General features: G+C 47.0%; 20 protein-coding genes and 1 pseudogene. All 21 read left to right on the forward strand.

The window, feature by feature from the left end:
• The first annotated feature begins 134 nt into the window (after positions 1-134).
• A complete protein-coding gene (locus tag NST44_RS14410) occupies positions 135-617 on the forward strand; it encodes a MarR family winged helix-turn-helix transcriptional regulator (protein ID WP_007127843.1) in 483 nt (160 codons plus the stop codon).
• 149 nt (positions 618-766) lie between these two features.
• Positions 767-1,042, forward strand: a complete 276-nt coding sequence (locus tag NST44_RS14415) for a hypothetical protein (protein WP_213614563.1) — start codon at positions 767-769, stop codon at positions 1,040-1,042.
• A 62-nt stretch (positions 1,043-1,104) separates the two neighbouring features.
• Complete coding sequence (locus NST44_RS14420) at positions 1,105-1,611, forward strand: DUF6985 domain-containing protein (RefSeq protein ID WP_340899990.1); 507 nt, start codon at positions 1,105-1,107, stop codon at positions 1,609-1,611.
• A gap of 33 nt (positions 1,612-1,644) precedes the next feature.
• A complete protein-coding gene (locus NST44_RS14425) occupies positions 1,645-2,115 on the forward strand; it encodes a GNAT family N-acetyltransferase (RefSeq protein ID WP_007127846.1) in 471 nt (156 codons plus the stop codon).
• A 48-nt stretch (positions 2,116-2,163) separates the two neighbouring features.
• Positions 2,164-3,062, forward strand: a pseudogene (locus NST44_RS14430) (Nif3-like dinuclear metal center hexameric protein).
• A 494-nt stretch (positions 3,063-3,556) separates the two neighbouring features.
• On the forward strand, positions 3,557-5,293 hold the full coding sequence (locus NST44_RS14435; RefSeq protein ID WP_340899991.1) for an Ig-like domain-containing protein: 1,737 nt from the start codon (positions 3,557-3,559) through the stop codon (positions 5,291-5,293).
• A gap of 270 nt (positions 5,294-5,563) precedes the next feature.
• Positions 5,564-6,178 carry an HAD-IA family hydrolase gene (locus tag NST44_RS14440; RefSeq protein ID WP_050953986.1) on the forward strand — a complete coding sequence of 205 codons (615 nt, stop codon included), beginning with the start codon at positions 5,564-5,566 and terminating at the stop codon, positions 6,176-6,178.
• Positions 6,179-6,712, forward strand: coding sequence for a GNAT family N-acetyltransferase (locus tag NST44_RS14445; RefSeq protein ID WP_340899992.1), 534 nt, complete (start codon positions 6,179-6,181; stop codon positions 6,710-6,712).
• Between the two features lie 186 nt (positions 6,713-6,898).
• Positions 6,899-7,366, forward strand: coding sequence for a DUF2691 family protein (locus NST44_RS14450; protein WP_340899993.1), 468 nt, complete (start codon positions 6,899-6,901; stop codon positions 7,364-7,366).
• Between the two features lie 43 nt (positions 7,367-7,409).
• Positions 7,410-8,405, forward strand: a complete 996-nt coding sequence (locus NST44_RS14455) for a serine hydrolase domain-containing protein (protein ID WP_340899994.1) — start codon at positions 7,410-7,412, stop codon at positions 8,403-8,405.
• Between the two features lie 190 nt (positions 8,406-8,595).
• Entirely contained in the window at positions 8,596-10,140 is a 1,545-nt protein-coding gene (locus NST44_RS14460) for a response regulator (RefSeq protein ID WP_340899995.1), read from the forward strand.
• A gap of 22 nt (positions 10,141-10,162) precedes the next feature.
• A complete protein-coding gene (locus NST44_RS14465; RefSeq protein WP_007127854.1) occupies positions 10,163-11,983 on the forward strand; it encodes a sensor histidine kinase in 1,821 nt (606 codons plus the stop codon).
• On the forward strand, positions 11,980-13,515 hold the full coding sequence (locus NST44_RS14470; protein WP_340899996.1) for a response regulator transcription factor: 1,536 nt from the start codon (positions 11,980-11,982) through the stop codon (positions 13,513-13,515). Before NST44_RS14465 ends, NST44_RS14470 begins: the two co-directional genes overlap by 4 nt.
• A 125-nt stretch (positions 13,516-13,640) precedes the next feature.
• A complete protein-coding gene (locus NST44_RS14475; protein WP_007127856.1) occupies positions 13,641-15,335 on the forward strand; it encodes a hypothetical protein in 1,695 nt (564 codons plus the stop codon).
• Positions 15,336-15,421: 86 nt separating this feature from the next.
• Complete coding sequence (locus NST44_RS14480) at positions 15,422-16,381, forward strand: ABC transporter permease (protein WP_007127857.1); 960 nt, start codon at positions 15,422-15,424, stop codon at positions 16,379-16,381.
• On the forward strand, positions 16,381-17,340 hold the full coding sequence (locus tag NST44_RS14485) for a carbohydrate ABC transporter permease (RefSeq protein ID WP_007127858.1): 960 nt from the start codon (positions 16,381-16,383) through the stop codon (positions 17,338-17,340). The genes NST44_RS14480 and NST44_RS14485 overlap by 1 nt, the downstream gene beginning before the upstream one ends.
• Positions 17,341-17,343: 3 nt before the next feature.
• Positions 17,344-18,915, forward strand: coding sequence for a glycoside hydrolase family 43 protein (locus NST44_RS14490; protein WP_340899998.1), 1,572 nt, complete (start codon positions 17,344-17,346; stop codon positions 18,913-18,915).
• Positions 18,912-19,934, forward strand: coding sequence for an endo-1,4-beta-xylanase (locus NST44_RS14495; RefSeq protein ID WP_340900000.1), 1,023 nt, complete (start codon positions 18,912-18,914; stop codon positions 19,932-19,934). The genes NST44_RS14490 and NST44_RS14495 overlap by 4 nt, the downstream gene beginning before the upstream one ends.
• A gap of 338 nt (positions 19,935-20,272) precedes the next feature.
• On the forward strand, positions 20,273-21,019 hold the full coding sequence (locus tag NST44_RS14500) for a hypothetical protein (protein WP_007127861.1): 747 nt from the start codon (positions 20,273-20,275) through the stop codon (positions 21,017-21,019).
• Between the two features lie 13 nt (positions 21,020-21,032).
• Entirely contained in the window at positions 21,033-22,721 is a 1,689-nt protein-coding gene (locus NST44_RS14505; RefSeq protein ID WP_007127862.1) for a substrate-binding and vWA domain-containing protein, read from the forward strand.
• A 33-nt stretch (positions 22,722-22,754) separates the two neighbouring features.
• Complete coding sequence (locus NST44_RS14510) at positions 22,755-23,894, forward strand: toxic anion resistance protein (protein WP_007127863.1); 1,140 nt, start codon at positions 22,755-22,757, stop codon at positions 23,892-23,894.
• The last annotated feature ends 431 nt before the right edge of the window (positions 23,895-24,325 follow it).

A 24,325-nucleotide genomic window follows, 5' to 3' on the forward strand; every position in this document is an offset into this window, starting at 1 on the left:
TTAATTTGGTTTGGCGGGTACAGAACCCTTGTGCTATACTTGTGAACAAATAAAATCTTGATCGATAAATAATCTTAGTGAATTAAATATCTTGATCAATCAAGATGTTTTTATCTTACCGCGGAGGTTTCACGATGTCAAGAGACAATGTTTTACCGGATGTTTCGTCCTTGCAGCAGGAATTGCTGCTTGAGTTGCGCCAGAACAGCGCGCGTGCGGTCATGTTGCATGATTTAATCTCTGAGAAAATGGGTCTGAACGCTACCGATCATAAATGCCTGGACTTTATAAATCAGGCTGGGCCTGTAACGGCCGGGCAGCTGGCTCAATTAACGGGGCTTACGACAGGAGCTGTTACCAGTGTGATTGATCGGCTGGAACAGGCGGGTTATGTCATCAGGGATAAGGACCCCAATGATCGAAGACGCGTCGTCGTCAAGCTCGTTCCGGAACGTTCCGAGCAGGTTGCGCCTGTATTTAAATCGCTCATGCAATCGACTCTTCAGATCATGGGTCAATATACGGATCAAGAGCTGCAATTTATACTGAAGTTCATCAAGCAATGTAATGAGATGACGTTAGATGAGATGAAAAAGCTTAAAGAGGAAAATCCATAAGAAGATGCTCAGACTACAAACGCCCAAGCCAAAGACAAGAGCTATAAGAGGCTTGGGTGTTTCTTGAATAACCATAACTAAAAAGGGTTCTAAATTCGTTTTTACAAGAAGGATCTAAAACATGAGAATACAATCAAAGGACGTTTTCTATGGCGATATGTATTGAATTCGAATTAGTAGAGTTGAAGGGATCAGCTGCCGAATATCGGTTTGGAAGCTGTTTGAACGAGTTGACTGGCCTTTTTGAGGTCGATCTTGAAAAGCTGGTAAGCGGAGAGATTCCATGGGATACACCCATGGAACAGGTTGTTATCTTATTAAATAATAAGCAAAGTCAGGCAATGGCCAATCGGGCATTCAGTAAAATTTTTAAACACTACAAGAAAACAGGCCAATATTTAACGCATGGAGGATATTACGCCTGAAGGAGTGGTGAATCGGTTATCACTGTGTACTGGGATGCGTAGATTATGGAGGAGGGCGTATTATGACGGAAGGATTTCGTTTAGAACAAGTTGGAGTAGAAGATCCAGGTGATGAGAGCAGAATGTCCGGGTTTGGGCAGCTTGCTTTATTCCAATGCCAAGTCGAATATCACTTTAATACGGAAGATATGCGTGTGAAGGAAGCAGAAGCATATATTGATACCGTGTTGAATGCTTTGCCGGCTGAAACGATTGATGAAATATGCGAGCGAGCATGCGAGTGGAAAAATGAAAAAATGTCCAGTGATACGGCTGATTATCCGACCGGCTTGGCTGAAGCCAGTGGGAGAGAGATATTGGCCTTTATGTCCGTAGGGGATGTTGAGCTTTATCGAAACCCTTACGACCGAAGTGATGATACATTCGGAGCCATTCTGGGTGGAGGAACCGAATGGGACGCTGAAAATGGCATGGAGATCATTATACGGGGCAGCAAAGTTCTTGAGGTGTGCGAGTATTTAGGCTATGGCGAGTATGCCATTTGGGACGAAGAAGAAGCGACGGACTAAGCTTGGCTGTAATTTTTAAACAGGGGTGATCTCATGATAATTCGAACTGCAACGAAGGAAGATATGGATCAGCTTATTCGCATGAGATGGGATTTTACATTTGAAGACGATGTGGATGGCAACTTGAAAAATGAAAAATATGATGACTTCTACGATGAGTGTATGGAGTTTTTATTAGATGCATTTGAAAGCGGGAATTGGTATATATGGGTTGCTGAAGAAAACGGCTTGCTAGTCTCCAATATGTACATAGAACTTATCCACAAGGTACCAAGACCTGGACGAATCACCTATCCATTTGCCTATATGACGAATGTCTATACAAAGCCAGATTTTCGAGGAAAAGGCATTGGTAGTCGGTTGATATCTAAAATCAATGAATGGGCAAAAGAAAACCGATATGAATTTATCATTGTGTGGCCTAGTGATGAGGGTGTTGATTTTTACAAGAAACATGGATACCAGCATTGTAAAGAACCAATGGAAAACATGTTTTGTGAGTAAAAGGGTCGGAATAAATTGTGAACAGAACAAAAGGGGGTGCCGTAAAAAGTGGAATTACTGCATGATGTACAAAGGAAACTTGATTTATTCTTTGACATTTATCAGTTAGATAAAGATCCTGCTTTCAGCAGATTTATCCCCATGGTATATGATCCAAAGCGAAGTTTGAAGAAGATTTTACGCAGCGCTTTAATGGTCTAATGATGAAGGGAAGTCCGGAGCTCCAGCGGATTTTTTTAGCTTCATTTCCAACGGATGAGGTCGTAATACAGTTTATTGAGGAAGCGGATGAAGGTGATCTTCTGTTTATGCATCATCCCATACCAATGGAGTGTGGTGATCCTCAAGGCGAGTGGGGGAGAGGTTTTTTGCCAATAACCCCGTCTCTTCTAGATGAGATTTCACGAAGACAGCTCTCGATCTACACTTGTCATGCGCCATTAGATTATAATCGTAAGATTGGTACAAATATTTCGATTTCGGAAGCACTTGGAGGCGAGATCGTAGATGAGTTCTGCCCATACGGTAACGGATACGCGGGGGTGATTTGCGATATTGATTTAACAAGCACGGATGAATTGATTGATAGATTGCTTCCGCTTTTTGAGGTGCCCTATGTTGATTTTGAGGGAATTAAACATAAACGGATTCAGCGAATTGCCATCATTGCTGGATGCGGGGATGTTGTTTCCGATATGAAAGAGGCAGAGCGCAAAGGGGCACAAGCTTATGTGACAGGAGAAATCCATTGCCACATTCATAATGATTATGGAAAGAGCAAATATAACCGGATGAAGGAATATGTTGAGGAGACTCAAATGTCTTCAATAGGTCTTTCACATGCAGCCTCAGAATTTTTTGTGATGAAAACCCAAATGAGACAATGGATTGAGCAAGAAATGAAAGTGGAGGTTCAACTGTTAAGACAGAGTAAGTGGTGGGTTTAGTAAGATGTAGAATTTCATATAACAATGTATCTACGATGAATAGCTTTCGCTTAGTCAAGGAAAACAGCACAAACCATAAATGCCCAGTCTGCGCTCACAGGCTGGGCCATTTTTGTTGCGTGCAATTACAGAATTGCAAGAATCCATCCATAAAAATAGAACTCATTATTTTCGGGGCAAGCTTGATGAATTATTTTAATTGTTCTTTTTTAGAATTCGTACTATAATTTTCATGTATTTCTTTTGTCCTATCTAAAGTTAGGAAAAAACTATCAAAATGATGATTTGTGAAATGAAAACTGTGCTATAAGAAGCGGACTAAAAGTTCTAATATTCTGCTAAGGAACATGAGTGGTCGCAAGGTACCCATCATTTTGGAATTGCCTGTTATTTTTCATTACCAGGATAGGAATTATCTAATTCTCAAGGGGGGTATCTGTCAGCACTTTTTGCAATTCGAAAGGCAATATCGTACATCAAGGGAGAGAAGTCAGATGAAGAAATCATCATGGAGTTTAATTTTATCTTTATTATTAGTTTTCAGCTTATTCCCAAGCTCGCTCGTTGCGGCAGACAGTTCCCAAGTGCTGACATTCAACAACAAGATTACGGGGGCGATCACGAATGCAGGTGATGAGTTGCACCAGTATTCATTTGTCGTTCCTTCAGCAGGACGAGTAAATGTAGAAGTATTCTCTGAAATCAGAGAAGCGCTGTTCTATGTGATGGCACCCGACGGAACAACGGAGCTTGCTAAGGAAGATCTCTATTACGGCAGTGAATCCGAGCCGAAGAAATGGGACACATGGTTAGATCTTGAGGCAGGTACATATTTCATCAAGGTTAAGCAGTATGGCAAGAACACGGGGGCTTATTCTCTTAAACTTACCCACACACCGGCCAATGGCCAGGATATCGAGCCAAATGATAGCACTGATGCAGCACAGCCTCTGAATTTAAAGGGAACCGTTCAAAAGGGCCTTATTTCCGAGTCCGATTCGGTTGATGTTTATCGATTGGATGTGCCGTCGGCTGGACGAGTCGATTTGGAGGCATTTTCATATATTAGAGAGGTTTTACTCTATGTATTGGATGGCGACGGGACGACGGAAATCACAAAGCAGGACCTGTATTATGGAAGCCTGGACGAGCCGCAGAAATGGACGCAATCCCTCGATTTGGAAGCGGGAACCTATTATTTTAAAGTGAAGAAATATGGCAGCAACACCGGAAAATATACAATTAAAGCTAATCATACTCCGGTGAAAGGAAATGATGCGGAGCCGAACAACAACACGGAACAGTCGCAGGCGCTCCAGACCAACAACAAAGCGCAGACTGGCTATATTTCCGAATCCGACGACGTAGATGTTTACCGATTCCAGCTGCCAAAGGCCGGGCAAGTCGATTTGGAGGCCATTTCTCAGATTAGAGAAGTGTTAATTTATGTACTGGACGCTGATGGTACGACCGAATTTGATAAAGCCGACCTGTATTATGGTAGTGATCAAGAGCCGAAAAAGTGGAATGAGTCGCTTGATCTCGAAGCCGGTACGTACTTTATCAAAGTCAAGAAATATGGCAGCAACACCGGAAAATACACTCTAAAAGCGAATTTTAAAGCCTATAACGGACTTGATGCTGAGCCGAATGATACGAAGGAAATGGCGCAGTCGATCCAATTGACCAATCAACTGGTGAAAGGCTGGATTTCCTGGTCGGATGATGTGGATATGTACAAATTTACGGTACCGAAAACCGGACCCGTTCAGTTGGATTTCACGTCACAGATTAACGAAGTCCTTGTCTATCTCCTTGCAAACGATGGTGTGACAGAACTGTATAAAAATGATGTGTACTACGCTAGTGACGATCAGCCGAAAAAAGTCGTACAGAAGCTTCAGCTTAAACCAGGCACGTATTATGTCAAGGTGAAGAAATACGGCGCTAACACCGGAGCTTATAGCCTGAGAATGAAGGAATTGACTCCGCCAGCAGCACCTAAAGTGAATGCACTGAAAAGCCAGTCAACCAAGGTCACGGGCAAGGCCGAGCCATCTTCTACTGTAACGGTATATTCCGGAAAAACGCTGATTGGCAAAGGAACTGCGAATAAGAGTGGCAATTTTACTGTGTCCATCAAGGCACAGAAGGCAGGGAAAAGTTTAACCGTCTATGCGACAGACGCTGCTGGAAACCGCAGTACTGCTGCCAAGGTTATCGTGAAGTAAACAAGAACAGGATTGGGACATCGGGTTGAACTCCGATCGTTACCCAATCCTTTTTTTATCGTGATCGAGAGGAACGACCATGTACACATTATGCTCATGCATACAATGCTATCACCCTTCGCCAATGGGATGTATAATAATGGAAAGTTGAATGGCTTAAGGGTTACGATGTACTAACTATATGGTTGTAGTGGCCTAAATTAACAATGAATTGATGGCCCTTGGCTTCCGCTTCTATAAATCCACTACTTATAAGGGGGATGTGCGATCATAAATATCCTATGGGATTTCGACGGGACCTTATTCAATACTTATCCTGCTTATGCCGCTATTTTTAAAGACGTGATGGAAGAAGACAAGGCGGAAGAGGAGATTCTGACCTATCTAAAAGTATCATTCACCCATGCTGTGAAGCACTTTAAATTATCCGAATCGCAAATTCGGGAAATTTTTAGAAGAGAAGAACGGCTCCTGCCTGAACAAACCCCGCCATTTCCTCATGTAGAGAACATACTATCAGCGGCTAATAAGAGCGTTATCATGACTCATAAGCCTCGGAGGGAAGTGGAGTCTATTATTAAGCATTATGGGTGGGAACGATATTTTGTAGATCTCGTTGCAGGTGATGATGGGTTCGCGAGAAAGCCAGATCCGGAATCTTACCTGTATTTGCATAAGAGAAATCAAATTGACCTTGTTATCGGTGATCGGGAAATTGATATTATCCCTGGAAAGCTCTTAGGTATTAAAACCTGTTTGTTTCAAAACAATACACCCGGAGCGGATTATTATTTATGGGATTATCGGGATTTTTTCAAAAACATTCATATATTATTAAATTCCAATCGAAGCTGGCTAGAATTTAAAATGAAAGGATACTTGTGAATGAAAATAGTGGATCTGACTAAAGAAGACACGGCTCGAATCCATCAAACCGCTAGGCTTTTACAGGAGAGCTTCGAGGCCTGGTCAACATATGAATCTGCAAAAGATGAAGTAATCGATTCATTGCAAGAGGAGAGAATTAGCCGCGTATTACTTAGCCAAGAGGGTGAAGTCATTGGGTGGATCGGGGGTCAAAGTCAATATGGCGGAAATGTATGGGAGCTCCATCCCTTGGTAATCCGTGAAGCTCATAGAAGAAAAGGGCATGGAAAACGGCTGGTTCTGGATTTTGAAAAGCAGGTTGCCCAAAGAGGCGGAGTTACGATCATGCTAGGCTCGGATGACGAACATAATCAAACGAACTTGTCGAATCGGAATATCTATACAGATGTTCCTGCGTTCATTAAAGAATTTCGAAGTGAAGATCATCCCGCAAATTTCTATTTCAAGTTGGGATATGTCATTGTCGGGATTATACCGGATGCAAATGGAATGGGAAAACCAGATATTTTAATGGCAAAAAGAGTTGAATGAACTCGAGGAAGTTTCGTTCGAACCGTATATTCTGCGAGAACTTTAAATTTCATGACGGGGGCTGATTGCGGGTGATAGTACAAATATTCATTGGTTTATCTGTTTCATTGTTTGTTATAGCATTATTCTTATACATAATTAGAGCATTTAAACAACACAAAAAGTCAAAAGGAAGCGAACAGCCACATGATAAGAGGAATTAGCTTTGAAATACCAAATAAGTATGGCAGGTTCCTTGGAGAAATATTAAAGCCCTTTGAAACCGATGAGTATAACTGGCTTGTTGGTGGTGAGGAAGCCTATTTCATCGTTGACGGTCAATTTGAGGAAGCGCTCTTTGCAGGGGCGGGGGAGATTTGGGATGGAATAACCTTAAAAAAGCTTCTAGAGGATAACGAATACTATATCATCTTCCAGGACTTGAAAGCCTTTCCTCAAGGAAAAGACATCGTAGAAGTAAAAACATATGAGGAATTTCTAAATAGTGATTGTCAGCTCGTGCTTCTGGTGGTTGATAGCTGCTTCGTCAGTATCTACTGCAAGAACAATAAGTCGATAGAAGACCTATTTAAGAATGCGCAGCATCGAGGATACGATCATGTAAGGTACATAACGGATGCAAACGATACAAGAACCGGCTTATCCGTATGGTGAAGAGAGAATGTGAACTAGAAAATAAAAAATGAGGTGGAGCTCCATGCTAAATGTAGACGAAATCGTGGAAGCGTTTAGTAAGGAAAGTTACGTATCGGGCAACCTATTGATTACAAGAGGGGGAAAAGAGGAGTTTAGCCGATCCTTCGGTCAGGCGAGCATTCAACTAGGGGTTCCCAATATGCTGGATACGAAGTTCCATATTGCATCCGTAACGAAGATGGTTATTGCCGCTGCCATCCTCAAGCTCTATGAGCAAGGGCTTATCGATCTTGAAAATCATCCTGGCAAATATGTTGAAAAATTCAACGTTCTTCACCCGAAGATTAACATTCACCATTTATTGAGCCACTCGTCGGGGCTGCAAGATATTTATGGCGTGCCTAATTTGCGTTTTGAGATGAGTCGATTGCAAGTGGAGAACCAAGATTTTATCGATTATTTAACGCGCCTTAAGCAGCAGTTTAATCCGGGTGAACAGTGGAGCTACAACAGTACGGGGTTTATCATGTTAGGATATATAATAGAAGCAGTGACAGGGATGAAGTATGAGGAAGTATTGCATACATGGTTTTTTGCCCCGCTGAAGATGAGGTCCACCGGCTTGGATAACCCGCGGAAGATAACCCCTGGACGAGCATACGGACACACGTTGGAGAACGGCAAAATCGCCAATGCCGACAACGATAAATTAAACGGTATTGAAGCACCGGGAGAGCTGTATTCTACGGTTCATGATTTGGACAGGTGGTGCGAGGCCCTTTTTAAGGGGGAGCTGCTTCAACCGGAAACTATGGATAAGATGTTCACGCCCTACTATGTTACAAGCTTTGACCCGAACCTCAATTATGGATATGGTTGGTTCTTGGGGACGGACTTTCGCTTGATCGGGGGAGGTACCCCGGGATTTCGCTCAGAAATCTGGTACTACCCTGCAAGTGATTTACGAATCATCATGTTATGGAATTACGAAAAGGTAGATTCGCATCAATTATTCCATAGGATGAAGCCTGTACTGTTCGGTATGCAGCAGCAATAGGCTCGCTTAAATGATGGCGAAAACTAAAATTTACCGGGTATGACCTTTATTTCGGCTATAGACGATTACGTAAGTTCTAATATAGGTTGAGGATACAGATTTCCCTGTTCTTGAGTTGTCATAAGTTAGCCTAAATCATGAGTGCGCTTACAAATTAGCAATATAGTCCAACTTCAGGGGAGCGATATCGATGATGAATGTGCTTTTGGTGGATGACGAGCCGTGGGTAATCGAGGGGCTTCGCACGATGGTGAATTGGAGAAATTTCGGTTTCCAGATATGCGGCGAGGCTTCGAGCGGCTCCGAAGCATTCAGTATGATTCAAGAGCTTAAACCGGAGCTGGTTCTGACGGATATCAATATGCCGGTGATCAATGGATTGGAGCTGATCGAGCGCTCGAACCAAAAGCTGGCAAGACCACCGAAGTTCGTCATATTGAGCGGTTACGATAATTTCGATTATGCGCTTACAGCAATGCAGCAGCGGGTCACGGAATATTTGCTCAAGCCATTCGACGAAGAAGAAATTGAGGCAGTCCTGATACGCCTGCGCACGAAAATTCAAGAGGAGCTTAAAGCGGAGCAATGCCATAGCCGCATGCAATTTTTGTTTACCAACAATCTATTGATCCGTTTAATTCAAGGCGAAGACAACGAGTCACTTAAGCTGCAGGCTGCAAAGGCCCTTCTTCTGCAGAAGGATTCGAAGCTGCGGTGCGTTGTGGTTGAAGCTTCCGGGCCATCCGGCGCTCTGGCCGGACGGGTTAAGAAATATTTCAAGCAGAAACCCGATCGTATATTCGAGGACAGCGCGGGGAGGATCGGGGTGATTCTGCCTGATGATGAATTCCCCTCTTGCCGGGTACATGAGCTCAGCGTGCAGCTCCACAGGGAGCTTGAGGATCCGTCAAGCCAGCCGGTCATCGTGACGATCAGCGGCGTTCTGCAAGGGATCGAGTCGATTCGAGAGCTGTATTTACAGGCGTTGGAGGTTAATAAATGCAAACGTTGTCAAGGCAGAGAAGGTGTGTATCATTATAGGGATTTAAGGCAAGGCGGAAAATCGCAGGAGCTCGCAAAGGAGAAATTCAAGGAGCTTACGGAGATCGTGATGGCGTACCAGACTAACAAGATTCATGCTGCTGTTGAAGCCGCTTTGGACTCCATGTTGGAAGGCATGCTTGATTTGAAAGAGGCCATTTCCCATGTGGCTGACCTGGAGTGGAGTCTTTGCAGGCGGATCGGAGAAATGAACGGGGATCCGGATGCTTTGATGAGAAAGCTTCACGACGGCCATGGCGCCATCGACAGTTTCGGGAACTATTCCGCACTGAAAACCTATGTCCTTGAACTTTGCTTGGAGGCGGCCGATATCCTGGCAAGGCTTGAGGCCAAGAACGAGAACAATACGATATTTCACGTGATTCAATATGTGGACCGGGAGTTCCGCAGCAAGCTTCAGCTGCAGGATCTGGCCAAAATGTTTCACATGAACACCGCCTATTTGGGCCAGTTGTTCAAAAAAGAGACCGGCAAGCCGTTTAACGACTATCTTAACGAGAAAAGAATCGAGGAAGCAAAGCGATTGCTAAGACGCACCCAAATGAAAATTTCGGACATTGCGCTTCAGGTCGGATATCCGAATACGGACTATTTTATCATCAAATTTAAATGCCTTACAGGAGTGCTGCCATCGGCGTACAAGCAGAAAACCGAGAGGGAGCCGGCTGATTGAACGGCGGGACGGTGCCAAAATCATGAAAAAACGTTTCAGATTCCGATCATTTATTAACGATATACCGCTGAACTATAAATTCATACTCATCTACGTGATTGGCGTGCTGCTCCCGATCGCGGTTATCAATATCGCGTTTATGGACCGGATGACCGGCATCATCAAAGACCGCGAGGAACAAAACCTCCAGATCTCGCTGGAGCGGGCCAGAAAAGATATTCATGAGTTCATTGACGGCGGTGTAGCGGTCAGTCATGCGCTCAATACGGACAAGCTGCTGTATGAAACGCTGGACCGAACTTACGAAAGTCCGATCCAGTTTTACGAAACGTTCGACGAACAGCTTCGAAACCGGGTGACCAGTTATATTCCCGTCAACAATCAGATTCAGCGAATCAGCATATTTACGGAGAATGATACGATCATGCCCGGCGGGAATTATCAAGTGCTCGATGCCAATGCGAAGAATAGCGACTGGTATCGGCTGTGGGAACAATCGACGTCCCCTGTTATGGTAGCGGCTTACAGGGCGACTGAAGCAAATAACCGCACAGCTACGGTCCCTTATCTGAGCGTTATCGAAAAAATGGACTATTTTGACATATATAGCAAGTATGATAAATTGCTCCGGATCGATATTGACTTAAACAAAATTTACGATGTCATCCTGCGCGAGCAGGACTATTTAAATCTCTATCTGGTCAATGAGCATAACCAAATCATTATGTCTGCGGACAGCGGGTACCAGCGGGACGTCACCGATGCTTATCCGGTGTTTCAGCTTGCTGATCACGACAAGGACAAAGACGTACATGTCGTCTCCATCGGAACGGCAAGTTACGTAAAGGGCTGGAAGCTGGTTGGCGTGACGCAGGGAACCCGTTTATCCCAAGCCATGCGCGAAATGCAGCTTTATGTGGGGATGATCGCAGCTGTCATTACACTGTTTTCGTTTATATTTATTTACATCATGCTCAGATCATACAATTATCGGGTTAAACGGTTGTCCAGACATATGCAGAAGGTTACCAACGAGAAGTTCGACCTGATCCGAATGGATGAGGGCCGAGACGAGATCGGTGGCTTGATCCAGAATTTCAATAGGATGACAGCCGAGATTAACTCTTTGATCAACAATGTGTACAAGCTCGAAATTCAGAAGAAGAACCTGGAGATGGAGCGGGTACGGGCAGAGCTGAACTTTTTGCAAAGTCAGATGAATCCGCATTTTTTGTTTAACACACTGAATGCCATATTGGTCGTCTGTACGAAAAACAATTATTCCGACGTGACGGATATCATCAAGAACCTGTCCAGACTGCTTCGCAGATTGCTTAGCTGGAAAGCGGACATCGTCACGCTTGAGGAAGAAATCTTGTTCATCGAAATGTATCTGAAGATCGAGAAATTCAGATTCAGGGACAAGATTGAGTATGAGCTTGATATCGACCGGGAAGCGCTGCTTTATAAAATACCGAAGATGAGTATCCAACCATTGGTGGAAAATGCGTGCAAGCATGGCATTCAGGCTGTGGATGGGAAAGGCGTGGTCAAAATCAGCGCGACGGTAATAGACGGCAACCTTCGTGTATCCGTGCAGGACAACGGCAAAGGCATGGTCCCGGAAAAGCTTCGCGAGGTTCTTATTTCCATGCGCAACGAGAATACGTCCGGCACCAGCATCGGAATCCGCAATGTATATTGCAGGCTTGAGCTATATTACAATGACCTCGTCCGCTTTGATATTTACAGCAAACCGGATCAGGGAACGACGGTGTTCTTCGAGATTCCTGTCAGTCTGTTGGATCATCAGGATTACGAGCAAGGAGGGGAACGGAATTGAGATTTAAAGTTCTGCTGATCGATGACGAACCTGGAGCTTTGGAAGGCATGCAATTATGGATCAATTGGGAGGAGCTTGGCTTTGACATATGCGGCACTTGCGCCAACGGCGCGGAGGGGCTGAAATTGATGGCTTCCCTTGCGCCGGATTTAGTGGTCACCGATGTACATATGCCGCTCATGGACGGCCTTGAAATGATCGGGGAGTGGCAGAAGAACGGCAACAAAGCAATCAGCTTCGCCATCGTTAGCGGATACAGCGAGTTCGAGTATGCGAGAAAAGCGATGCGTTACGGAATCGCGCACTATTTGTTGAAACCGATTGAAGCGGAAGAAGCCTCTCACGTACTGCGCGAGATTTATCGTGAATTGCTGCAGGAAGCCGAGAAGCAACAATGGAGCAGTATTGCTTCCCGGGAAGAGCAAGTTTCAAAGATCCGTCAGCTGCTAGGGCACAGTCCGGCTCCGGATAGGGACGGACCGGACGGTCTGGAGCCTTTGTCAGCCAGCCGGGACGCATGGAACATCTGCCTGGTTCAAACGGAGCCAACGAGTTACGCGGAATTGAGGGGAATCGCCAGCTCCCTGGTTGAGCAGCAAAGTGCCATGTTTTTGATTGACCTGGACAAGAACCGCTTCGGCATCGTTCTCGGGTATTCACCGGATGATGGTCAGGAGGATCCCGCGCTCCGGATGCTTGCTGACTTGTCTGCCCGATTCTCTGGTCACCGGGTGTTTATGGCCGTGGGCTCACCGGAACAATCGATCATGCGTCTTGCCAGCTGCTACAGCACCGCGGAAGAGGCGATAAAGCATAAGTTCTATGACCCCGATTATGCCGGGGTCATTTCTTACGAATCGGTCGATAACAGAAAGCTGGAATACCGTTACGCCTCGATATGCTTGGTGGACAGCGTGATGGAGGCGTTCAATCTTCTAAATGCCGCCGGTTATCAAGATACGATCGCTGCGGAAGCGGAGAGGTTTCGCAACTTGCGGCTCGCCCCTGAAACGGTGAAAAAGACCGTCATTCATTTGATGTACAAAATGAAAGAGTATATGGAGGAATCCGGCGAGCAGGCTTCGGATGTGCTGTCGAAATATGATGTATCCGCTTTGGCCGATTCGGTGATGAATCTGAACGATCTTTTGGATCTTCTGCTTAACTTTGGCCTCGAGTGCATTGATTTGCTGAGCCGTGAGCAGGCTCGTAAATCGCAGGGAATCATTCAGGAGATCAACGAATACATCCGGGAACATTACCGGGAGGGACTGACGATCAAGAAGCTGGCCGAGCGTTTTTATTTGCACCCGGTGTATCTTGGGCAATTGCTCATGAAGAAGAACGGTGTCGGATTTAACGAATGGGTGCATAATCTCCGGATTGAGGAGGCCACCCGGCTGCTTCGGCTAAACCAATATAAAAACAGCGAAATCGCGGAAAGGGTAGGATATGTGAACTACAGCCAATTTCTGAAACAATTCGAAAAACGATTGGGGATGTCCCCCAATGAATACAAAAACAGGAACTGAAGTTTTTAGGGGAAAAGCTTTAATTGTGTTATAGTTCGCGTTTGGCAGCGCTTTTACAATAAAGATAAGTTATTGAAAGGGCTTACAGTCCTTGAAGTAACCATATCATTTCGGAGGTGCTTTAAATGGGGGGAAAGAAAAAGTCGGTACTCCGGTTCAGCATGGTGCTGCTGCTTTCGCTCGGTCTCGTACTATCGGCTTGCAGCGGCGGTAACAACAAGGGAGCCGCCAAGAACGATAATAACGGACAGGAAGCCGGGGAAAATGTCGCGAATGGAGTGGAGCCGTTTGAAATTTCGGTTTTCATCGGTCAGCCCGACCAGCAACCAACACCTGACAACAAGATTTATAAATTAATCAGAGAAAAGACAGGGGCATCCTTCAAATTCGAGTTCCTAGCTGGCGATATTGACCAGAAGCTCGGCGTTATGATCGCAGGGGGCGATTATCCGGACATGATGACAGCGAATCAAAAGCTGACAGCTGCCGGTGCCTTTATCCCGCTCGAGGATTTGATTGAAGAGCATGCGCCAAACTTGAAGAAGCATTATGAGAAGTACTGGAACATGATGAAAGACCCGAACGACGGTCATATTTACAATCTACCAAACTACGGCGTAACGAATGCTGACGTTACCTCGTCTTGGTATTCGGGCCCAGCCTTCTGGATTCAGAAGGACGTTTTGGCAGAGGCGGGATATCCAGAGGTTAAAACCTTGGATCAATATTTTGACTTGATTAAACAATACAAGGAAAAGCATCCGACCATCGACGGTACGCCGACGATCGGCTTTGAAATTCTGAACTATGACTGGAAAAACTGGGGTCTGTTCAATGCTCCTCAGCATTTGATCGGTCATCCGAACGATGGCGGTGTAGTCGTTAAAGACGGCAAGGCGGAAATTTTTGCCGATAAGGACTATGCCAAACGCTATTATAAAAAGCTGAACGAGATGAATGCTCTGGGCATCATCGACAAAGAAACGTTCACTCAAAACTTCGACCAGTATATGGCGAAAATCTCCAGCGGCGCAGTCCTTGGTATGTTTGACCAGCACTGGAACTTCCAAAGCGCTGAAAACGCGCTGATTACCCAGAAGAAAGATGAAAGAACATATGTCGGTCTTCCGCTTGTCTTTGATGAAGGCATCCGGGATCATTACAAAGATCGCCCGGCTCTGAACCTCAATAACGGGTTCGGGATTACGGTCAATGCATCCGAAGAACAGGCTATCCGAATTATCAAATTGTTGGATACGCTGATTCAAGAAGATTGGCAAAAAATCTTGGCCTGGGGGATCGAAGGGGAAGATTACATCGTTAAAGACGGCCGATTCATGAAAACGCAAGAGCAGCGCGACCAGTTTACCGATGCAACCTGGAAGCTCGCGAATAAAGCCGATTCCTTCTACGGCCAAGCCCCAAAAATGGAAGGTTTATTCTCGGACGGCAACGCGACAGATGCGGCTGCCCAGCCTGAAGAAATTCTGGCAGGCATGAAAGAGTATGACAAGAACTTCCTCGCCCAATACGGATTCAACAGCTATGTCGACTTCTTCAGTCCGGCTCCTGAGAACGACATCGCGTACCCGGCATGGTCTGTCGACCTGGTAGACGGATCTGAAGCGAAAATCGTGAATACGAAGCAAAATGAGTTGTCCACGAAGTACTTACCGAAAGCCATTCTAGCTAAACCGGAAGAATTCGACAGCGTCTGGGATGAGTACGTCACTGAAATCCGCAAGCTCAACATCAAGGCTTATGAAGATCGGATTAATGAAGTGCTGCAATGGAGAAGAGACACTTGGTCTGTTAAGTAAGGCAGCGGAAGATACATGAATCGGAAACGGGAAGGCTTCATGCCTTCCTTGTTTACGAAATATGGGGTTTTGGGGAGAACAAACTTATGGAAGAGACCTTTGTCAAAGACTCTGCCGTCCGGAAGCCTAAGAAAAACAAGAAAATCACCTGGGCCGTCCTCAAAGAACAGAGACAGTTGATCTATATGTCAGTGCCTCTGATGGCTTACATCATCTTGTTTGCCTATGTTCCCATCTGGGGATGGACCATGGCTTTCCAGGACTACAAGCCGGCTAGAGACTTTAGTGAACAGAAGTGGGTAGGATTTAAACATTTTGAATTTCTTTTTAAGGATGATAGTTTCCTGCAAGTGCTTCGCAATACGCTCGCAATGAGTGTTATCAATATGATTCTCGGCTTTACGACTGCAATTATTCTTGCGTTATTACTGAATGAAATCAAGAAAGTATTTTGGAAAAGAACCGTACAGACGATCTCCTATCTTCCGCACTTTCTATCCTGGATCATCGTAACCGGGATTGTGGCGACGAGCTTGGCTTCAGACGGAATCATCAATGATGTCCTTATGAAGCTGCATCTCATCAAGGAGCCGATCCAATGGCTCAGTGAAGGCAAATACTTCTGGGGAATCGTCGGAGCGTCGCATGTTTGGAAAGAAGTCGGCTGGAATACGATTATATATTTGGCTGCGATGGCATCCATCGACCCGGCGCTTTATGAAGCTGCCGATATGGACGGGGCAAGCCGCTATCGGAAAATGTTCCATGTCACTTTGCCGGGCATTAAGCCAACGATTATTATTCTGTTGATCATGCAGGTCGGTCACATTCTGGAGGCAGGCTTCGAGGTTCAATACTTGCTGGGCAACGGTCTTGTTGTCGACTGGTCGCAAACGATTGACATATTCGTACTGAAGTACGGGCTTGCCCAAGGCAATTACTCATTAGCAACGGCTGCCGGTATATTTAAAACGGTCGTTAGCGTGACGCTGTTATTGATTGCAAACGGAGTCGCGAAACGGCTAGGGGAAGAGAGGCTGCTATAATGGCAAATCAAACAATCAGCCCTGGGCCAGCAACTGCTGCCGCAGCGCCTAAATCCGTCAGAAAAAAAAGAGTAGAGCCGATCCTTTTTAATACGTTCAATACCTTGTTTATGATTGGTCTTGTCGTTGTCACATTATATCCGTTCCTGAACACGATCGTCGTTTCCCTGAATGCGGGGAATGATACGATCCGGGGCGGAATCTATCTCTGGCCGAGGGAATTTACTTGGCAGAATTACAAGGCGGTATTCGCTTCGGGAACGATATATGACGCCTTCTGGATTTCCGTGGCACGAACGGTGCTTTCAACGCTGCTGAATCTGGTCTTGACCACGATGCTGGCGTATACGCTGAGCCGTCGGGAATATGTATTCCGCAAGCCGATTACCTTGATCTTTATTCTGACGATGTACTTTAACGCCGGTTTGATTCCTGGATATTTTCTGATGAAGGACTTGCACCTGCTGAATTCGTTCTGGGTATATGTGATCCCGTCGATGATCAGCGCATTCAATATGATCGTTATCCGGACGTATATCGGAACGATTCCGGAAAGCTTGGTTGAATCGGCAAGAATTGATGGAGCCGGAGATTTTAAAATCTTTATTCGGATCATCTTCCCGCTGTGTAAACCCGTGCTGGCAACCATTGCGCTGTTCGTGGCCGTGGGGGCTTGGAACTCCTGGTTCGATGCATTCATCTATACCTCCTCACGCCAAGAGCTGAGCACTTTGCAGTATGAGCTGATGAAGCTGCTGTCATCCAGTATGAACGCGAACAGCAACCCGGCAGTGGCTGCCGGAGCCGGGATGACGCAGGACGCTGCGGTGAACATGGTAACGCCGATTTCAATTCGCGCTGCCGTAACGGTCGTGGCATCCGTTCCGATTCTGCTCGTTTATCCGTTCATGCAAAAGTATTTTGTTGTCGGTCTGAATGTCGGCAGCGTTAAGGAGTAAACCATGACGATACATGCAATCAGTTATGCGAACCCAGTTCTTCCGGGGTTTTATCCAGACCCGAGCATCGCCCGGGCAGGGGATGACTTTTATATGGTTTGCAGTTCATTTGAATATTTCCCGGCCGTGCCGATTTTCCGCAGTCGTAATTTAGCAGATTGGGAACAAATCGGGCATGTGCTGGACCGGGACAGCCAGCTGGATCTGAGGGCACGGCGAAGCTCGGACGGAATCTATGCACCGACGCTAAGGTACCATAACGGAACGTTCTATATGATTACGACGGATGTTTATGGAATTGGGAACTTTTACGTAACCACCCAGGATCCGGCCGGCCCATGGTCCGATCCGATCCTGGTCCCGTATGGCGGGATCGATCCCTCTTTGTTCTTCGACGATGACGGCAAAGTATATGTGACCGCCCAGCAGGGTGCTGATTACGACTCCCATGCCATCCAGTACGAAATTGACATTGCCACCGGGAAAGCGTTGTCCGAGCCGGTAGTCATCTGGAGGGGGGACGGCGGTCCCTGGACGGAAGGGCCCCACTTGTACAAAATAAACGGCATGTATTACATTATGTCCGCTTCAGGCGGCACGGCGAAGGATCACCGGGAAATTATCGGACGGAGCGCGAGTCCCTATGGGCCGTTCGAGCTGTATCCGCATCCGATTCTGACACACCGGGGGATCGAGCACCCCATTCAGTATTTAGGCCATGCGGACCTCGTGGATGATATGAACGGTGATTGGTGGGCAGTATTTCTTGGCGTTCGACTTGTTGATTCGGGATACAGCGTACTCGGCAGGGAGACATTTCTTGCTCCTGTAACCTGGAATGACGAGGGATGGCCGATGATCGACAACAATGAAGGCACCGTAAATCTCGATATGCGCGTAAAACGGTTACCGGGGACGCCAGAGAGGATAAAGTCCGGGCCGATGGCCCTGTTCGAAGGCAAGGATGATTTTGATGAGCCTAAGCTCCGGCATGGCTGGACCTTCCTTCGGAACCCGGCGGAAGGAAGCTGGTCGTTAACCGAGCGAGAAGGCTGGCTTACCTTGAGAGGACAGTCCGCCGGCTTAAATGACGTGGGTCAGGTTGCTTTTGTAGGCAGACGCCAACAACATGTCCGGGCGGAATGGAGGACTTTGCTTGAATTCGGTGCGATCCGCGATGGCGAGGAAGCGGGGATATGCGCAAGAAGGGATGAGGACGCCCATTATGAAATTTTTCTAAAGCAGGAAGATGGGCGGAAGATGATCGGCGCCAGACTGACCGTAAGAGGCGAATCCAAATTGGCGGCGGAAGTACCGGTCCATGCGGACTCGGTATATTTAAAGATTAGCTCGGACGTAACCGGCTATTCGTTGTCCTATTCGCTGGACGGGCTTGAGTGGATCCGGCTCGGCAAGGGAGCCGCCAAGCCGCTGTCACCGGAGGATTTCGTAAACAAAATGTGCTTTACCGGAGTGCTTATCGGACTCTACGCAAGCGGTAATGGGAAACCCGCTTCGGGCTCAGCCAGCTTTGACTGGTTTGAGACCAGGATTGGTAAGGAGGAAGAGATATGAATGTATCGGTACCGGCCGAGTCCGCACTTAAAGACATATTCGCGGAAGACTTCCATATAGGTGCGGCGGTCAGTAGTAATACGATCAAGTCGCAGGAGAGTCTGCTTACGCATCACTTTAACAGCATTACGGCGGAAAACGAAATGAAGTTCGCCAGCGTTCACCCAGAGGAAGAGCTTTACACCTTCGAGGAAGCGGATCAAATCGTGGACTTCGCGCGCAAACACGGGATGGCTGTCCGCGGACATACGCTGGTGTGGCATAACCAGACCACCGATTGGTTGTTCCGCGACAAGCAGAATCAGCTCGTGAGCAAAGCCGTGCTTTATGAAAGAATCCGTTCGCATATCCAAACGGTAGTAGGCAGATATAAGGGCGATATTTACGCTTGGGACGTTGTGAACGAGGTCATTGCCGATGACGGCGATCAGTTGCTGCGTACCTCCAGCTGGACGGAAATCGCCGGGGACGAATTCATCGCCAAAACGTTTGAATACGCGCATGCTGCCGACCCGAATGCGCTGTTGTTCTACAACGACTACAATGAGTCCCATCCAAGCAAACGGGATAAAATTTATACCTTGGTCAAGTCTCTTCTGGACCGGGGAGTACCTATTCACGGCATTGGCCTGCAGGCACACTGGAATCTGTTCAACCCGTCCTTGGATGACATCCGGGCAGCCATCGAAAAATATGCTTCGCTAGGATTGCAGCTCCAGCTCACGGAACTGGATGTGTCGGTATTCCGTTTCGAAGATAAGCGGGCCGATCTGACCGAGCCTGAACCGGGAATGCTGGAACAGCAGGCTGAATTCTACGAAGCCGTGTTCAAGCTGCTTAAGGAATACAGCGATGTAATTAGCGCGGTGACGTTCTGGGGAGCTGCGGACGACCACACCTGGCTCAGCGATTTTCCGGTACGTGGGCGCAAAAACTGGCCGCTGCTGTTCGATGAGCGGCACAGGCCGAAGCCGGCTTTTTATCGCTTAGCTGCTCTTGCCAATCATCTTCGGCGTTGATGATAGCTGAATTTATTAAATATGAAATAGAGCTGTGCCCTCTGAATCAGGTGGGTGCAGCTCTATATTTTTATTGGGAGATTGTTGCGGTTCCTCTATACCGTTAAGACGGATTTCCTTCCATTACGAAACTAACAGGAAACCTCCGGGCAGGAGGACCGTATAATATAGGTAAATGCGGAGAGGTTCATTCGAGTTTTCTCCCAAAAAAGTGACTACTTCTTCCAATTCTCGATTAAAATGCAAAGAAAAGTAGGCTTGTCTATGGTATAATTTGCTAACAAAACAGGACATCAAAAGGGTGGTTTTATAACGATGCGTGAAGTTGGTGATGGGTATTGAGCGAGCCTAAGTTCAAAAAGTTCTTCCTCTTGATCACAATCGTCATTGTCACAAACATATTGGTTTGGTCCAGAGGCTTTCTTGGGGTATCTCTTAAAGCCGAGAGTCCCCTGATCGTTGCTTTCGGGGCTGCTTTTCTTGCAGCGAGCTTGATCGCTTTAGTTTATGGAAGTTATACATACCTGTTTAAACCGAAGCCGGTTGTGAAGACGAAGAAAGAGGTTGTTACGCATGAGGACTACGTGGAGGCCATGAGCCGCTACCGTTCCATTGCGGTGCTTAAGCAAGATGTAGAGCTTGCGTTAAATCAGCTGGACCGGATGAAAAACCGGAAGCTGAAACTGCTGGAGGTATTGGAGCAGCGATTTGATGCGTCCGAATTGAGCTATAAAAAGTTCAATTCCGTAATCCATGAGGTCGAGAACCTGTTTTACATGAATATCAAAAGCATTCTCAATAAGCTCGGCGTGTTCAGTGTCTCTGATTTCGCCGCGATTGCGGATTTGCGAAAGAACAAAAAGCTCTCAGCGCGAATCATTGAGGAGAAGATCGAGGTTTACAATGAGTACCTTAATTTTGTGAATGAATCCTTAAATACGAATGAAGAAATTTTATTAAAGCTAGATAAGCTCCTTCTTGAGATTGCTCGTCTAGGAAGCTTGGATTTAGAGAGCATTGAAAACATGGCTTGCATGAAAGAAATCGATGCTCTGATCAGCCAAACCAAACTGTACAAAGACTGAAAGGGGTCATGGAATGTCCGGCAGAGGTAAAGTCATTGGTTTTCTTGCCGCAATTGTAGTTGTCGTTTTTGCAGTCGTCTATTTCGGAATCAGTGCCACTTCGAATCTCGGGAGCGGGGCTCAGCCGCTAACACCTGAGGAGGCCACGAAGAAGCTTGATAAGCTGTACAGTAAGATTAAAGTCAAAACACCAGAGCCCATTAAAGGACAGATTGATTTAAATCCGGTGGACGTGGCGGAATCCCTGCCCGACATCGATAAGTTCCCGGTCTCGGTCAAAAACTCCACCCCTCATTTCGTTGAAATCTTCTCTTCACCCGAGAAAGCAGGGTCAGGGGTCGACGGATGGTTGAATGAGGTAGCGACGGATTTCAATAAAGCCAAAGTCACCGTTAACGGCAAGCCAGTGTCTGTGATGATCCGAAGCATTAACTCGGGAACTGCGGCAGACTACATAAAGTCCGGCAAATACGTGCCGGACGCCTTTACGCCATCCAATGAATTGTGGATGGAGATGATCAAATCGGGCGGTATTAAGACCGAGCGGATCTCGAAGAGCCTGAACGGGAATGTTCCGGGCATCGTGATCGATAAAGGAAAATATGATGAGCTGAAGAGCAAGTATGGCGAGGTTAACATCAAAACGGTAACGGAAGCGATTGCAGCCAGCGAGCTGTCGATGGGTTACACGGATCCGTTTGCCAGCTCGACCGGACTCAACTTCCTGGTCGCTGCGCTTAGCGCGTTCGACAGCAAAAATCTGCTGAGTGACAAGGCCGTCGAAGGATTTGAAAAATTCCAGGCCAACGTCCCATTCCTTGCATTAACCACACTGCAGATGAGGGAAGCCGCCGAATCCGGGCGATTGGATGCTTTTGTTCTGGAATATCAAACCTTCTTTAATGAAGCCGAGCTTCGGTCAGCCTATGAATTCGTTCCGTTTGGCGTAAGACACGACAGCCCGCTGTATGCGCTTGGGGATACCCCGGCGCTTAAGAAACAAATCTTGAAGAAGTTTGCCGACTTTGCCGCTCAGGATAAATATCAGAAGAGCGCGAGCAAATACGGTTTTAACCAGCTGGCAGACTATAAACCGGAAGCCAAAGTCGTGAACGGCGGAACCATTTCCCGGGCGCAGAAGCTTTGGAAGGACAAGAAAAATGGCGGAGCCTCCATTACGGCTGTGTTTGTAACCGACGTGTCGGGCAGTATGTCCGGTGAACCGATTAATCGCTTACGGCAATCCTTGATTCAAGGTCAGAAGTATCTGGGTTCACAGAACAGCATCGGTCTTGTCTCCTATTCGGATGATGTCACCATCAACCTCCCGATCGGGAAGTATGACACGAACCAGCAGTCCCTGTTCGTCGGTGCCGCCGAGAACCTGGTTCCGGAGGGCAACACCGCTACATTTGACGGGATTGTCGTAGCCATGAAGCTGCTGCAGGATGAAATCGCCGCGAATCCGAATACGAAGCCGGTCATTTTCGTACTGAGCGACGGGGATACGAACCGGGGCAGTAAGCTAAAGGATGTCCAAGGCTTGATTGAGGCGTTTAAAATTCCGATTTACACGATCGGCTACAACGCGGACATTGAAGCCCTTCAGAAGATTTCAAGCATCAATGAAGCTGCAAGCATCAATGCCGACACCGACGACGTTGTCTATAAGATCGGCCAATTGCTGAATGTGCAAATGTAACGCATTATATATTCGGTTAAAGGGGGTTTTTGTATGACTTTTACAATGACTGTACCAAATGAAAATGAAATCAAGACGGTGCTGGAGGAACAAGTCGCTCCTGTCGATGAAGAAATGAAGCAGCTGATGACGCAGGCCGAGACCAATGTAAAGTCCTTGATGGACATTGACCTGGACTCGCTTGAACAGCGCCGGGGTATTCTGACCAGCATCGATTCTTTCGGGATGGGCACGATGCGCCAGTCCTCTGACAAAAACTCCTTGCTCAAAGTAACCGTCGGTAAGCTGTCGAAGGCCGGCGATGAAGGCGGGCCTGTAGCCAAGGGACTCACGGAGCTTCATCTTCATCTGAAGGATCTGGATCCCAGCGGGATTGATTTTCTCAAAACAGGCTTTCTCGGAAAGCTCTTTAATCCGGTTCGTGCCTACTTTGTGAAGTTCAAGAAAGCGGATGAAGTCATTTCGGAAATCGTGGAAACCTTGGATAAAGGCAAGGCGACCCTCAAAAACGATAACACGACGCTTGAGATTGAACAGCAGTTCCTTCGGGATCTCACGAAACAGCTTCAGAAGGAGATTCAGCTCGGAATGTTCATGGACCAGCGGATTGAGCAGGAGCTGACTTTGGAGCAGGAGCGCGGCGGCGATCCGGAGAAGATTCGTTTTATCTCCGAAGAGGTCCTCTTCCCTCTGCGTCAGCGTTTGATGGATATGCAGCAGATGCTTGCGGTGAATCAACAGGGCTATTTGGCCTTTGAGGTTCTGATCCGCAACAATAAGGAGCTGATTCGCGGGGTAGATCGGGCGAAGACGGTTACCGTGTCGGCATTGCGTGTCGCGGTCACGGTCGCGAGCGCCCTGTACAATCAGAAGATTGTATTAGAGAAGATTGAGGCGCTGAACAAGACGACGAACACCTTCATCGAAGGGACAGCGAAGATGTTGAAATCCCAAGGGGTGGCCATCCAGAAGCAAGCCATTAACAGCAGTGTTTCGGTGGACGTTCTGAAGAAGGCATTTGCCGATACATTCGAGGCGATGGAGGCCATCAGCACCTTTAAGCAGCAGGCCCTTCCGAAGATGCGGGAGACGATCGACCAGTTCCGTGAGCTGGCTGACAGTGGTGAAGAGCAAATTGTCCGGCTTGAGCGTGGGAAGAAGATTGCGGGTTAAGCGTGAAGGTTGTTCGGCGTAGCACGTGCAAGTGCAGGGCTTCGATAAGTGGAGGTTGCTCAGTGTGCGCGCAGGTGCAGCTTCGAAGTGTGAAGGTAATTCATCACTTCGCATGCGGATGGTGCTTCAGTAGGTGATGCTCCTAGGCGTGAAGGGAACTCAGTGGGGAGTGCAGGTGCAGCTTCGATGCGTGAAGGTAGCTCATCACCCCGCATGCGGATGGTGCCTCCGATCGCTGTTGTCACCGGATTTCTTGAATGGGATTGGTAAATGGGGAAATCCGGAGACAAAGGCGACCACTTCGTTTCTCCAGCCCCATTCCGCCTGCTCCGTTGAAGTCTTACCGTTCGAGGCCAACCGTTGGTGGAAGCGGCCCTTCCCCCCTATCAGTGGGGGGAAGGGGGAAAGCCGCTCAGGTGTATACATCCTGA

It is taken from the genome of Paenibacillus sp. FSL W8-0919 (assembly GCF_038003785.1).
Classification (GTDB): Bacteria; Bacillota; Bacilli; order Paenibacillales; family Paenibacillaceae; genus Paenibacillus_AQ; species Paenibacillus_AQ lactis.

What these genes read in the sequence shown, in the direction of transcription:
- NST44_RS14410 (WP_007127843.1), top strand. Translation starts at nt 135, where the DNA reads ATGTCAAGAGACAATGTTTTACCGGATGTTTCGTCCTTGCAGCAGGAA.
- NST44_RS14490 (WP_340899998.1), top strand. Translation starts at nt 17,344, where the DNA reads ATGACGATACATGCAATCAGTTATGCGAACCCAGTTCTTCCGGGGTTT.
- NST44_RS14435 (WP_340899991.1), top strand. Translation starts at nt 3,557, where the DNA reads ATGAAGAAATCATCATGGAGTTTAATTTTATCTTTATTATTAGTTTTC.
- NST44_RS14420 (WP_340899990.1), top strand. Translation starts at nt 1,105, where the DNA reads ATGACGGAAGGATTTCGTTTAGAACAAGTTGGAGTAGAAGATCCAGGT.
- NST44_RS14460 (WP_340899995.1), top strand. Translation starts at nt 8,596, where the DNA reads ATGATGAATGTGCTTTTGGTGGATGACGAGCCGTGGGTAATCGAGGGG.
- NST44_RS14510 (WP_007127863.1), top strand. Translation starts at nt 22,755, where the DNA reads ATGACTTTTACAATGACTGTACCAAATGAAAATGAAATCAAGACGGTG.
- NST44_RS14455 (WP_340899994.1), top strand. Translation starts at nt 7,410, where the DNA reads ATGCTAAATGTAGACGAAATCGTGGAAGCGTTTAGTAAGGAAAGTTAC.
- NST44_RS14465 (WP_007127854.1), top strand. Translation starts at nt 10,163, where the DNA reads ATGAAAAAACGTTTCAGATTCCGATCATTTATTAACGATATACCGCTG.
- NST44_RS14475 (WP_007127856.1), top strand. Translation starts at nt 13,641, where the DNA reads ATGGGGGGAAAGAAAAAGTCGGTACTCCGGTTCAGCATGGTGCTGCTG.
- NST44_RS14415 (WP_213614563.1), top strand. Translation starts at nt 767, where the DNA reads ATGGCGATATGTATTGAATTCGAATTAGTAGAGTTGAAGGGATCAGCT.
- NST44_RS14445 (WP_340899992.1), top strand. Translation starts at nt 6,179, where the DNA reads ATGAAAATAGTGGATCTGACTAAAGAAGACACGGCTCGAATCCATCAA.
- NST44_RS14450 (WP_340899993.1), top strand. Translation starts at nt 6,899, where the DNA reads ATGATAAGAGGAATTAGCTTTGAAATACCAAATAAGTATGGCAGGTTC.
- NST44_RS14495 (WP_340900000.1), top strand. Translation starts at nt 18,912, where the DNA reads ATGAATGTATCGGTACCGGCCGAGTCCGCACTTAAAGACATATTCGCG.
- NST44_RS14505 (WP_007127862.1), top strand. Translation starts at nt 21,033, where the DNA reads ATGTCCGGCAGAGGTAAAGTCATTGGTTTTCTTGCCGCAATTGTAGTT.
- NST44_RS14480 (WP_007127857.1), top strand. Translation starts at nt 15,422, where the DNA reads ATGGAAGAGACCTTTGTCAAAGACTCTGCCGTCCGGAAGCCTAAGAAA.
- NST44_RS14485 (WP_007127858.1), top strand. Translation starts at nt 16,381, where the DNA reads ATGGCAAATCAAACAATCAGCCCTGGGCCAGCAACTGCTGCCGCAGCG.
- NST44_RS14425 (WP_007127846.1), top strand. Translation starts at nt 1,645, where the DNA reads ATGATAATTCGAACTGCAACGAAGGAAGATATGGATCAGCTTATTCGC.